Annotated in this window: 9 protein-coding genes; 2 read left to right on the top strand and 7 right to left on the bottom strand. The window is 62.7% G+C overall.

Annotation, left to right across the window (positions count from 1 at the left end):
* Positions 1-24 precede the first annotated feature (24 nt).
* The 4 genes from FJ950_RS09795 to glmM form a co-directional block, all read right to left on the bottom strand.
* Positions 25-1,200 carry a phosphoserine transaminase gene (locus FJ950_RS09795; protein ID WP_140616644.1) on the bottom strand — a complete coding sequence of 392 codons (1,176 nt, stop codon included), beginning with the start codon at positions 1,198-1,200 and terminating at the stop codon, positions 25-27.
* A 257-nt stretch (positions 1,201-1,457) separates the two neighbouring features.
* The gene (locus FJ950_RS09790) at positions 1,458-2,234 is read right to left on the bottom strand and encodes an outer membrane beta-barrel protein (RefSeq protein ID WP_140616643.1); all 777 of its coding nucleotides are present in this window, start codon (positions 2,232-2,234) and stop codon (positions 1,458-1,460) included.
* Between the two features lie 208 nt (positions 2,235-2,442).
* Positions 2,443-3,303, bottom strand: a complete 861-nt coding sequence (locus FJ950_RS09785; RefSeq protein WP_015315279.1) for an outer membrane protein — start codon at positions 3,301-3,303, stop codon at positions 2,443-2,445.
* Positions 3,304-3,554: 251 nt separating this feature from the next.
* Complete coding sequence (gene glmM / locus FJ950_RS09780; RefSeq protein ID WP_015315278.1) at positions 3,555-4,910, bottom strand: phosphoglucosamine mutase; 1,356 nt, start codon at positions 4,908-4,910, stop codon at positions 3,555-3,557.
* 367 nt (positions 4,911-5,277) lie between these two features.
* Between glmM and FJ950_RS09775 the strand changes: the two genes are divergently transcribed.
* Both FJ950_RS09775 and FJ950_RS09770 read left to right on the top strand, forming a co-directional pair.
* Positions 5,278-6,135: a hypothetical protein gene (locus tag FJ950_RS09775; RefSeq protein WP_015315277.1), complete on the top strand. Its 858-nt coding sequence runs from the start codon at positions 5,278-5,280 to the stop codon at positions 6,133-6,135.
* Positions 6,136-6,429: 294 nt separating this feature from the next.
* The gene (locus FJ950_RS09770; RefSeq protein WP_015315276.1) at positions 6,430-6,888 is read left to right on the top strand and encodes a hypothetical protein; all 459 of its coding nucleotides are present in this window, start codon (positions 6,430-6,432) and stop codon (positions 6,886-6,888) included.
* A gap of 277 nt (positions 6,889-7,165) precedes the next feature.
* Here the strand turns inward: FJ950_RS09770 and ftsH are convergent, their stop codons facing one another.
* The 3 genes from ftsH to ybgF form a co-directional block, all read right to left on the bottom strand.
* Positions 7,166-9,094 (bottom strand): ATP-dependent zinc metalloprotease FtsH, encoded by a 1,929-nt coding sequence (ftsH, locus tag FJ950_RS09765; protein WP_015315275.1) that lies wholly within the window; start codon positions 9,092-9,094, stop codon positions 7,166-7,168.
* Positions 9,095-9,216: 122 nt separating this feature from the next.
* Complete coding sequence (gene tilS, locus FJ950_RS09760) at positions 9,217-10,584, bottom strand: tRNA lysidine(34) synthetase TilS (RefSeq protein ID WP_140616642.1); 1,368 nt, start codon at positions 10,582-10,584, stop codon at positions 9,217-9,219.
* A 58-nt stretch (positions 10,585-10,642) separates the two neighbouring features.
* Positions 10,643-11,737 carry a tol-pal system protein YbgF gene (gene ybgF / locus FJ950_RS09755; RefSeq protein WP_140616641.1) on the bottom strand — a complete coding sequence of 365 codons (1,095 nt, stop codon included), beginning with the start codon at positions 11,735-11,737 and terminating at the stop codon, positions 10,643-10,645.
* Positions 11,738-11,946: the final 209 nt, after the last annotated feature.

Here is an 11,946-nt window from a genome sequence, read left to right as displayed (position 1 = left end):
CCCTCGGGGCCGCCACGGAAACTCTCAGGCGGCCGCTTTGAGCGACGCCTTCTGGCTGGCAAAGGCCCAGTCGAGCCAAGGCAGCAGCGCTTCGAGATCGGAGGTCTCGACGGTTGCGCCGCACCAGATGCGCAATCCCGGCGGGGCATCGCGATAAGAACCGATGTCGTAGGCGACGCCTTCCTTGTCGAGCGTCGAGACCAGACCCTTGGCAAACGCCGCCTGTCCATCAGCGTCGAGCGCCGCGATATTGGGGTCGGTGAAGGACAGACAGACCGACGTGTTCGAGCGTGTCGCCGGGGCCACCGCAAGATGGCCGAGCCAGGATGATCTTTCCACGAACCGGTCGAGCACGGCGGCATTGGCATCCGCCCTGGCAATCAGCGCATCGAGGCCGCCGACCGACTTAGCCCAGTTCAACGCGTCGAGATAATCCTCGACGCAAAGCATCGACGGCGTGTTGATGGTTTCGCCCTTGAAAATGCCCTCGATCAGCTTGCCGCCCGAGGTCAGGCGGAAGATTTTCGGCAGCGGCCATGAAGGCTTGTAGCTCTCCAGCCGCGCTACGGCACGCGGCGACAGGATCAGCATGCCATGCGCACCCTCGCCGCCCAGCACCTTCTGCCAGGAGAAGGTCACGACATCGAGCTTCTCGAAGTCGAGCCTTTGCGCGAAGGCCGCTGAAGTAGCGTCGCAAATGGTCAGGCCCTTGCGATCGGCGGGAATGAAGTCACCGTCCGGCACGCGCACGCCCGAGGTCGTGCCGTTCCAAGTGAAGACCACGTCGCGATCGAAATCGATCTTGGTCAGATCAGGCAGCGCGCCATAACCGGCCTCGATCTTTCTGATATCGGCGAGTTTCAGCTGCTTGACCACGTCGGTGACCCAGCCGGAGCCGAAGCTTTCCCAGGCGACCATGTCGACGCCGCGTTCGCCGAGAAGAGACCACAGCGCCATCTCGACGGCACCTGTGTCGGAAGCCGGCACGATGCCGATGCGGTAATCGGCAGGAACCTGGAGGATTTCGCGGGTCAGCGCGATCGCCTGTTCGAGCTTGGTCTTGCCGATCTTGGCGCGGTGGGAACGGCCGAGCGCGGCAGCTTCCAGCGCCTCGACCGACCAGCCGGGACGTTTTGCGCAGGGACCAGAGGAAAAATTGGGATTTGCCGGACGGAGTCCGGGCTTCGTAAGCGTCGTCATCGTGGTCTATCCTTCCAGATAGTGGCCCCTCGTTGGGGAGGGGTGGCCCACGGACGGCGATATGCGTTCAGGCTTCGGGCGTCAAGAGGAAAGTTTTTGTCGCTGCCGGGATACCGGATGCATGTCGCCGAAAAGTGCGCGGCGGTTTTGGGGCTACGACATGCATCAAACAGGAGGCTCCGCGATCAGGATCGCGTGACTTCAAACGCAAACGGCGGACCACAGGGATCCGCCGTCAAGAGCTGGTGTGCCCAAGTCTACCAGAGATCGTAGCGCAGCCCGAGCTTGATCTGGTGATTGCTGATCCCTTTCTCGACCGGAAAGGAAGTCAGGCTCGCGGCGGTCGCGTATTCGACGCTAGGCGCGGAAAAATACTGATAGCCGAGATCGACGGAAACATTCTTGGACACTTGATACGCAAGACCGGCATTCAGCGTATAGGCGAGGGAATACTGCGTCTTGCTGTCATCAAGCGTGAAATCGTTGGCGGGGGTGGCCTCGTCGGCATAGCTGGCGGAGAGGCTGCGTTTGCTCACGACGACGCCGACACCCGCACCGACATACGGTGTGATTCCAACATAGGTGCCAAGGTCAACATAGCCATTGAGTATGCCTGAGAACGCATAGTTCTTCAGGTTTCCCGATCCCACGATCGACGTTCCAGCCGGTGCGGTAGCAGTATCGTCATAGCCGAAGCTTGCCTTGTTACCCGGCAAATAGCCGAAGTTGAGATCGGCGCGGAGGTAATCGTTGAAATGATATCCGAAGCCGACGCTCGCAAAAATTGCATCTTCGCTCTCGCTAAAGTTTTCGTTGTTGATCGCCGACGGGAAGGTGAAATCCCCATTCTTGAAGCTCTTCTGCGCCAGATAGGAAACATCGCCGCGCAGGTACCAGCCGGAGCCGACCTCGACCGGCACATAATCCGGCGCCTGGTCGACATAGATCGGCGGATCGTAGTCGGCGGCGATTGCAGGCGTCAGCGGCAACAGCAGTGCGGCAAGCGCCAGCGCCATACGCGATATTGATATCATGGTCCCCGGCTCCCGAATTCGGCGCCGTCAAACAAGCAACGGCGGCCAACGTTTCATGAGCCATTGTTAACCATAGTGGTTAAGTGCCGGTTAAGGCTAACAGAGGGTTAGCGAATTGATTTCGAACGGGCTGACCTCGGCTCATCTCAAACGAAAACCGCCCGGCTGATGCCGGGCGGTCGACGAATTCCTGGAAACTTCGAAGCGATTACTTGGTGTAGATCGGCTCGGGCTCCGGCTGATAGGCCACCACCGGCGCGGCGCAACCGTTGTTGCCGCCGAACTGGTAACGCAGACCGCCGCGCACCTCGTGGGTGTTGAAGCCGTGATCGAAGCCCGGCCCGGCGCCCGGCGTGGCGCCGGCTGGACCATACTCGAACATGCGACCGCCTTGAATATGGGAGAAACGGTAACCAGCATCGAGGATGACTTTGTCGGTCAAGCAGTAGGAGGCGCCGGCCATTACCGCGTACGCGAAGCGCCAGCTGGATGTTCCGGGGTTGGACTCGGTTGCGCCCGGGGTCGGGTCGTAGACAGTATCCCATTTGACGCGCGCTCCGCCGATACCGGCGCCGACATAGGGCGTGATGCCGTGCCAGGTGCCGATATCGACATAGGCATTTGCCAGAAGCAGCAAGGCGCTCATCTTCGACGACTCGACCGAGACCGTGGTGAGATCCGAGGTGCCGCCGTTGAAGTTCGACTTGAACCAGTAGTCGGCGGTCAGGTCGGTGCGGAAGTGTTCATTGATCTTGTAGCCGACGCCGCCGCCAAGCGAGAAGCCGCCCTTGAGCTTGCCATAGTCGAAGGACTTGCTCCCGGCGACCCCGACAGGAGGCCCGCACGGGCAAGGCGCGGCGCCGTAGGTGATGTAGTCGATGTCACCGACCTTCGACTTGTGATAGTCGAGGTCGCCACGGATATACCAGCCGCCGACATCGACCGGTTGCTCATAAACCGGCGGCGGCGCTTCTTCGACCTGCGGCTCGGGCAGGTCAGCTGCGAACACCGGCCAGGCCAAGCCCGCGAACAGCAGCGCGAACAGGGCCTTTCTTGCTGTATTGAACATGCTTGTCACCCCTAGAAACCTCGGAACGGCGATCGCGTCCGAATAAGATTGGCTTTCAGGCGTGGATAATGAATTGCAAAAGTTAAAAGGCGTTTAACCCTGTCGATTAACCACGAATCTCCAGAATCCCGGAGATCTGGCAAGGATTTCGACAGAAAGAGACCGATCCTTTGCCAACAAAAAAGCCCGCCGGAGGGGCGGGCTTCGATGCAATGAAGGCGGCGGCGTGACGCCTTCGAGGCTGGCGGGGATCAGGCGGCGCTGCTGCGGGTTTCCGAGATGACCCCGACGATGTCGTTGACGACGGCCTCGACCAGTTGCGGATCGTCGCCCTCGGCCATCACACGGATCAGCGGCTCGGTGCCGGATGGACGGATGACCAGCCGCCCGGCCTTGCCGAGACGATGGCGGGCGTCCTCGATCGCGGCCTTGACCGGGGCTTCCTCCAACGGTTTTCCGCCGGCGATGCGAACGTTCTTCAGCAGTTGCGGCACCGGCTCGAACTTCTTCGACAGTTCGCTGACCGGGCGGCCTTGCCGCTTGATGCAGGCCAGCACCTGCAGTGCCGAGACCAGCCCGTCGCCGGTGGTCGAGAAGTCGGACAGCACGATGTGGCCCGACTGCTCACCACCGACATTGAGCCCATGCGCGCGCATATGCTCCACGACATAGCGGTCACCGACCTTGGTGCGATGCAATTGCAGCTTCATGTCGCCGAGAAAGCGCTCGAGGCCGAGATTGGACATGACCGTCGAAACGACGCCACCGCCAGCCAGCCGCCCGCTCTGGTGCCAGGACTCGGCAATCAGCGCCATGATCTGGTCGCCGTCGACGATGGCGCCGTTCTCGTCGACGATGACGACCCGGTCCGCATCGCCATCAAGCGCGATGCCGATGTCGGCGCGCACTTCGTGCACCTTTTTCTGCAGATCGGCGGGATGGGTCGAGCCGCATTCCTTGTTGATGTTGAAGCCATTGGGTTCGACATTGATGGCCACGACTTCGGCGCCCAGTTCCCACAGCGCCTCGGGCGCCACCTTGTAGGCCGCGCCATTGGCACAGTCGACGACGATCCGCAGACCCGAAAGCGACATCGAGCGCGGCAAGGTGCGCTTGGCGAATTCGATGTAACGGTCATGCACGCCGTCGACGCGCTTGGCGCGGCCAAGCCCGTCGGAATCGGCGAGCGCCAGTTCGATATCCTTGTCGAGCATGCTCTCGATGCGCTCTTCGATCTCGTCGGACAGCTTGTAGCCGTCTGGGCCGAACAGCTTGATGCCGTTGTCGTAGTAGGGATTGTGAGAGGCCGAGATCATGACGCCAATGTCGGCGCGCAGCGAGCGCACCAGCATGGCAACCGCCGGGGTCGGGATCGGGCCGAGCAGAAACACGTCCATGCCGGCGGCGCAAAGGCCGGCCACCATCGCGTTTTCGATCATATAGCCGGACAGCCTGGTGTCCTTGCCGAGCACGACACGATGGCGATGGCTGCCGCGCTGGAACGAAAGGCCGGCGGCCATGCCGACCCGCATGGCGATTTCCGCGGTCATCGGAAACTTGTTGGCGCGCCCGCGAATGCCGTCCGTGCCGAAGTAATTCCCTGCCATGCCAGTCAGTTTCCTTGGTTGTCCTTAGCCGACACGTCATGCCACAATTGGCCGTCGCGCCTCGATCACATTGTGTGATTATATGTTACCAATCCTTAGAAAATCATTGTTGTGCGTTGCACACAACATGGCCGCAGCCTAGCACGGAGACGCTGTGGCGTCACATATACCAGTTTTGCCAGCCATTCGGCGCGGATACATCCCGAGAATTCTTGCCTCGGCGGCAGTCAGGCCGAATGATTTCATCACCTTGTCGTTAGAAAGCGATTTCGGCGATATATAAGCCGCCTGGCATCTGGCGCAACCGACCGTTGAGCGTTATTGATTCGCTGGGACGTATAATGGGCTGCAGCCACGGAGAAACGCTATGCTCATCCACCGAATTGCTACTCTGACCGGCCTTGCGGTCGCGACGTTGTTCCTGGCCGCGCCAGCCAACGCGCTGACGATGGCCGAGTGCAGCACGAAGTACAACGCCGCCAAGGACGCTGGGACACTTGCCGGGGCGACCTGGAACCAGTTCCGCAAGGCACAGTGCGGCACTGACGCCGCCGCCACCACCGACACCAAGGCGGCCACGACCAAGGCTGCTGAAACCAAGCCGGCCGAAGCCAAGCCGGCCAAGACCACCAAGGCCGCCGCAGCGGCCAGCGACAGCACGGCCAAGGGCCTGACCGCCAAGGAATGCAGCACCAAGTACCAGGCGGCCAAGGCCGCCGGCACATTGAACGGCATGAAGTGGAACGACTTCCGCAAGGCCGAATGCGCCGCTGGCGCATCCGCCGCCGCCGACACCGTCAAGCCGGCGACCACCAAGGCTGCGACCACGACGGCCGCAGCTTCCGGCAAGGGCCTGAGCATGGCCGAATGCAGCACCAAGTACCAGGCTGCCAAGACGGCGAACACGCTGAAGGGCATGAAGTGGAACGACTTCCGCAAGGCCGAATGCGGCGCCAGTGCCTCGGATGACGACAGCGTGCCCGCTCCAAGCGAGGCGAGCTACACCAAGGAACCCGCAAAGCCGACGACGGTTGCCCCCAAGGGCGTCACCTTCCCGTCCGCGATCTCGGCGAAATATGCCAGCGAGACCCCCGGAAAAGGCCGCATGCATACCTGCCTTGACCAGTACTATGTCCTCAAGGACGCCAACGCACTCGGCGGTCTGAAGTGGATCCAGAAGGGCGGCGGCTTCTACAGCCTCTGCAATGCCAAGCTGAAGGGCTGAGCCGCGCATAGCATCCCCCCGGGATCGATGGGGCATGACGGTGAATTGAATTAGATGAAATCTGGCAAGGCCAGGCAAAGGCCCGCGATGCATCTGCTTCGCGGGCCTTTTGTTGCGCACGAAGACGCCAGGGTCTTGCTCGCGTCTGCATATCGCGGAAGCTGCCTGCATCATCAATTCGCTTACACTCTCGCCGCGAGGCTGATTGGTAACTCATGAAAATTCTGATTGAACATATAAGGAACAAACAGTATACAAAAGACGTCTGAACTTGTCATCAACCAGGAGGATCTTATGCCCAGTTTAAAATTGGCGGTATTGGCTGTGACGGCATTGGTTGCTTGCGGCGTCGCCCCTGCAAGCGCATTGACGATGAAGGAATGTGGCGAGACCTATCGGACAGCCAAGGAGAGCGGCACTCTGAATGGCATGGACTGGGCCGCTTTCCGCAAGGAGAAATGCGCGACGTCGGCTGCGGAGAGTGTCAGCGCGGATAAGGTCGAAACCGCACCGCAGCCGAAAAAGGAAACCAGCGCGGCACTTGCCCCCACCGTAGCGCCAGCGGGCGTAACATTCCCGACCACCCTCGCCGCCGAGTTCGAGACCGAAAAGCCCGCGAAGGCACGGATGAAGACCTGCCTGCAGGGTTACCATGGCAACAAGGAGGCAGGTACGTTGAACGGCCTTCGCTGGATCCAGAAGGGCGGTGGTTATTACAGCCTGTGCAATGCGCGGCTGAAAGCTGAATCATAAAAAGCGATAACGGCGGAAAGCGGTTCACCGTTTTTCCCGCAGACGTGGCCGTTATCCTCAGGCTGTCCCGAGGATCTGCTGTCGGGCGACATCTGGACCTCGGGCTAGCCCGAGGTTGACGTTCCAAATGTACGTCCGGCCAGCCTCCTGATGCGATGTCGCCCAAAGGTGGTTTGGGGGCGACGACATACTTAGAAGCAAAGACTTAAAGCGCGTCGGGGATAGCGTCAAAGAACAGAGCGGTTCTGCGTTCCGTGAAACGGTGAACCGCTCTGGTCTAGCTTGACGGCTGTGGCTCCATGCCGCCTTCGGGCTCGGGACCCTTCTTGCGGCGGCCGCCGGACTTCGGCACGGCCGAGCCACGGCTCGGCGGCGTGTCGTCGCCGAGGTCGCGCGAGGGCTTGTTGCCCGCGATCAGCTGCTTGATCTCCTCGCCCGACAGCGTCTCGTATTCGAGCAGGCCCTGCGCCAGCGCGATCCATTCCTTCTTCTTCTTGGTCAGCACCGACTTCGCCGTCGAATAGGCCTCGTCGATCAGGCGGCGCACTTCGCCGTCGATGATCTGCGCGGTCTCTTCCGAGATGTTCTGCGTGCGCGCCACCGAATGGCCGAGGAACACTTCCTCCTGGTTGTCGCCATAGGCGACATGGCCGAGCTTGTCGGAGAAGCCCCAGCGCGTGACCATGGCGCGCGCCAGCTTGGTCGCCTGCTCGATGTCGGAGGAAGCACCGGACGTGATGTTCTCCTTGCCGAACTTGAACTCCTCGGCAACGCGGCCGCCCATCATGATGGCGAGGCGCGAGACCATGTATTTGTAGCTCATGGAATAGCGGTCGCCTTCCGGCAACTGCATGACCATGCCGAGCGCGCGGCCGCGCGGGATGATGGTCGCCTTGTGCAGCGGATCAGCCGACGGCACGTTGAGCGCCAGGATGGCGTGTCCGGCCTCGTGATAGGCGGTCAGTTCCTTCTCGGCCTGGGTCATGGCCGACGAGCGGCGCTCGGCGCCCATCATGATCTTGTCCTTGGCGTCCTCGAACTCGGCCATGGTGACGAGGCGCTTGTTGCGCCGCGCCGCCATCAGCGCGGATTCGTTGACCAGGTTCATCAGGTCGGCGCCGGAGAAGCCGGGCGTACCACGGGCGACGACCTTGAGGTCGACATTGGGCGCCAGCGGCACGTTGCGCACATGCACCTTGAGGATCTTCTCGCGGCCGACGATGTCTGGGTTCGGCACCACCACCTGGCGGTCGAAACGGCCTGGACGCAGCAACGCCGGATCGAGCACGTCGGGCCGGTTGGTGGCGGCGATCAGGATGATGCTTTCGTTGGACTCGAAGCCGTCCATCTCGACGAGCAGCTGGTTCAGCGTCTGCTCGCGCTCGTCATTGCCACCGCCGAGGCCGGCACCGCGATGGCGGCCGACGGCGTCGATTTCGTCGATGAAGATGATGCAGGGCGCATTCTTCTTGGCCTGGTCGAACATGTCGCGGACACGGGATGCGCCGACGCCGACGAACATCTCGACGAAATCCGAACCCGAAATGGTAAAGAACGGCACGTTGGCTTCACCGGCGACCGAACGGGCAAGCAGCGTCTTGCCGGTGCCGGGAGGGCCGACCAGCAGCACGCCGCGCGGAATCTTGCCGCCGAGGCGCTGGAACTTCTGCGGATCGCGCAGGAATTCGACGATCTCTTCGAGGTCTTCCTTGGCCTCGTCGACGCCGGCGACGTCCTGGAAGGTGACGCGGCCATGCGCCTCGGTAAGCAGCTTGGCCTTCGACTTGCCGAAGCCCATGGCGCGCCCGGAGCCGGACTGCATCTGGCGCATGAAGAATATCCACACGCCGAGGATCAGGATCATCGGCAGCCACGAGATCAGATAGCCGAACAGCGAATTGGAGCCGTCGGTCTCGGGCCGCGCATTGATGGTGACGTTCTTGTCCTGCAGCCGCGAGACCAGCTGGGGATCGCCGGGCGAATAGGTCTGGAAGCCGCTGGAATTGTCGGTGTAGTTGCCGGTGATGCGGGCGCCCGCGATGGTCACCGTCTTGACCCGGCCGGCCGCGACATCCTGCAGGAACTGCGAATAAGGCACATCGCTCGAAGCCCCGCGCGTCTGCGGCGTCTGGAACAGATTGAAGAGGGCGATGAGCAGGACCGCTATGATCGCCCAGAGCGCGAGGTTGCGATAGTTCGGATTCATCAATTGTCCCGTTGGCGTCCGCGAGCGGACAGCATCATGAGAGGAAACTTGGGCCTAACATAGGGAGAGCGTACCCCCTTGCCAAGCAGAACAGCATGTCTGGGTTAAGCTTTCGCCCAGCATCAACCGGCACTAGGGCCACGCAATGGCAGGGCGGGAAGCGGCGCCGCGCCGATCAACCCGGCGACGGCGCGCGCCGGGGCCAGGTCGAAGGACGGCAGGAAGCGGGCAAAGGGAGCAACGACCGGCGAGGCCGCGAACCCTTGAGATGCCGGCCAATCAGGCTCCGGACCCACCTTCTCGGCGGCTTGCAGCCAGCCTGGTTCCGTCGCCAATGCCGCACGCAGCAGGCTTGGCGGGGTTTCGTCCCGGCCTACAGCCAGCCGCTTCGCCGCCATTGCCCCGAATGGCGCGATCAACAATGCGCCGCCGGCGTCGTTCAATGTGATTTGGCGGCGCCCATCCCAGATGGCGCCGTCGATCGTTGCCGCCGCCGCCGGCAAATCGCGCATCTCCCGACGCAGGAAGATGCCGGCGCGCCGGAAGTCGACCACTGTCCGCGACAATGTGGCGCAAAGAAATCCGGCTTTCAGCCGGGCGAACAACGCCTCGCCGCGGGCCTGGTCCGGCAGGAAGGCAATCCCGCCTGACGTCGCCAGGAGAACGCGCAGTGCGTATATCGCCGCCCGATCGGCGCCGGCGCCGAGCAGGGCCGGATCGAGCCGGATGAGGCCCGCCGCCGGCTGGCTGGCAAAGCGCTCGATCAGACGGGCGGCCTCACCGCCAAGCCGCGTCCGGTCGCCGGCCTGCCGCGCGGCCAACGCCAGCGCGTCGTTCACGCGCTGCGCGCCGGCCTCCCCGGCAAGGGCTGCGCGCATGCGCGGCCGCTCGAAGGCTTCATCGGCATTGGTCGGGTCCTCGGCCCAGCCGACCTGTTGGCGCCCCAGGAAATCGCGCAGCGCATGGCGCCGCACGCCGAGAAGCGGTCGCACGATCCAGTCGCGCCAGTCATGCAGGGTGGCGGGCGCCATGCCGGCGAGGCCCCGCCCCTCGTCGCGGATCGCATCGTTGCGATCGCGCCGCATCAGCACCGTCTCGGCCTGGTCGTCCGCTGTATGTCCGGTCACGATCAGGCCGATGCCTTCCGCCCGGGCGGCGCTGGCCAGCAGCTGGTAGCGCGCCTCGCGCGCCGCCGCCGGCAGGCCGGTCGACGGCTTGGCGCCGGACCAGGCCAGAATGCGGTGCGCCATGCCGCGATCCGCGCAAAGCTTCGCCACGGTCCGCGCCTCATCGGCCGAACCTTGCCGCAAGCCGTGGTCGATTGTGACCGCGAGCAGCTTCGCGGACGGTGCGGTTTTGTCGAGATGCTGTTTGAGAAGGAGAAGGAGCGCAGTCGAGTCGCTGCCCCCGGATACGGCCGCTACGGCGCCGTTGGAAAAATCGATATGCGAAAAGAGTCCGGTCGAAAGATCAGGCCCGGTATCGAGCATCAATCCATGTCGCCAAAAAGCGGTCCCGGTTTTGGGACTGCGAGACCCCCAGAAAAAATCAGCACGCAGCCAGGGCCTTCTCCTGCTTGACGCGTTCCTTGAGTGTGCTGGAAATATCGGGATAGCGCTTGCCGACCTCGCTGAAGGTGGCGCAGGCAACATCGTGCTGCTTGAGACCGACCAGCGACACGCCCAGCTTCAACAGCATGTCGGGCGCCTTCTTGGCTTTGGGATAATCCTTGCTGGCGGCGAGGAACACTTCCGCCGCATCGCGGTATTTCTGCTGGCCAAGCAGCGATTCCCCCAGCCAGTAATGCGCGTCCGCCGCCTTCGCGTCCTTGGGGAAGCGCGAGATATGATCGCGGAAACCCTGTTCGGCGGTGCCGTAGTCACCCGACAGGATGAACTGGTAGGAGTTGCGATAGAGCTCTTCGGGATTGTTGGTCGCGGGCAGCGCCGCGACCACCGTGCCGCCGGACTTGCCGGCTTTGGCCGGCGCGCTGGCGGCTGGTGCCGTGTCCTGTGCCGGCGCGGTTGCCTGCGTGCTGCCGCCGGCATCGATCACATTGCCGTTCTTGTCGACAGTGATGGACCCAAAGGTCTTTTCGGGCGCTCCCTTGCCGGGGATCACCTTGCCGGGGTCACCGTCGGGTGACTCGACGATGACGTCCTCGACCGTCTTGCCGCCTGTGGATTGATCGCCGCCGGGCGCGGCCCCGGCATCGGCCGGCGCCTGGGTTGCCGGGGCCGAGGCCACGTCGGTGTTGGTCCCGGTGGTGGCATCTGATTTCTTCTGCGCCGGCGGTTGTCCACCTTGCGAGCCGCCTTCAAGCTGCTGGAAGCGGAACTCGTTGTCTTCCTGCTGTTTGCGGATCTGCTCCTGCATCTGCAGGATCTGGAAATTGAGTTCCTCGACCTTGCCGGTCAGTTGCCGCATTTGGTCCTCGAGCCCGGTCACGCCGGCGCCGCTCGACTGAGCGAGTTGGACCTGATCTTGCTTTTTCTTCTCGCCGAAAAGGCTGGGCAACTCGAGTGTCGGCAGATGGAAGGAAAAGCCGGTCTCGGCTGATTGCCCTGTACCGCTCGCCGAAGCGGTTACGCCTGATAGGAGCAGCAGCGCCAGCGTGCCGCTCAGAACCGATCTCAAATGCATGTGTCTCTCGCCGTCCAATCGTTAGCTTGTTCGCGCCTTCCAATCGATGTGAGACCAGCCAAGCGCCCTCGGCTCATAGCAGGGCGCGAGACTTCGGCCAAATTTTGTTTCGGGTGTCAGGATATGAAAAAGGCGGCCCGAGGACCGCCTTTCGCAAAGATGTGTTGTATTTTTGCCATCTGTGCCGTGCGCGCCTTTCGGCGCGCGAC

It is taken from the genome of Mesorhizobium sp. B2-3-14 (genome assembly GCF_006442175.1).
Taxonomy (GTDB): Bacteria; Pseudomonadota; Alphaproteobacteria; order Rhizobiales; family Rhizobiaceae; genus Mesorhizobium; species Mesorhizobium australicum.
This window is presented reverse-complemented; position numbering and strand designations above follow the sequence as displayed.

Excerpts from the sequence above, each read along its gene's own strand:
- FJ950_RS09775 (WP_015315277.1), top strand. The coding sequence starts at position 5,278 with ATGCTCATCCACCGAATTGCTACTCTGACCGGCCTTGCGGTCGCGACG.
- ybgF (WP_140616641.1), bottom strand. The coding sequence starts at position 11,737 with ATGCATTTGAGATCGGTTCTGAGCGGCACGCTGGCGCTGCTGCTCCTA.
- FJ950_RS09790 (WP_140616643.1), bottom strand. The coding sequence starts at position 2,234 with ATGATATCAATATCGCGTATGGCGCTGGCGCTTGCCGCACTGCTGTTG.
- glmM (WP_015315278.1), bottom strand. The coding sequence starts at position 4,910 with ATGGCAGGGAATTACTTCGGCACGGACGGCATTCGCGGGCGCGCCAAC.
- FJ950_RS09795 (WP_140616644.1), bottom strand. The coding sequence starts at position 1,200 with ATGACGACGCTTACGAAGCCCGGACTCCGTCCGGCAAATCCCAATTTT.
- FJ950_RS09770 (WP_015315276.1), top strand. The coding sequence starts at position 6,430 with ATGCCCAGTTTAAAATTGGCGGTATTGGCTGTGACGGCATTGGTTGCT.
- ftsH (WP_015315275.1), bottom strand. The coding sequence starts at position 9,094 with ATGAATCCGAACTATCGCAACCTCGCGCTCTGGGCGATCATAGCGGTC.
- tilS (WP_140616642.1), bottom strand. The coding sequence starts at position 10,584 with ATGCTCGATACCGGGCCTGATCTTTCGACCGGACTCTTTTCGCATATC.
- FJ950_RS09785 (WP_015315279.1), bottom strand. The coding sequence starts at position 3,303 with ATGTTCAATACAGCAAGAAAGGCCCTGTTCGCGCTGCTGTTCGCGGGC.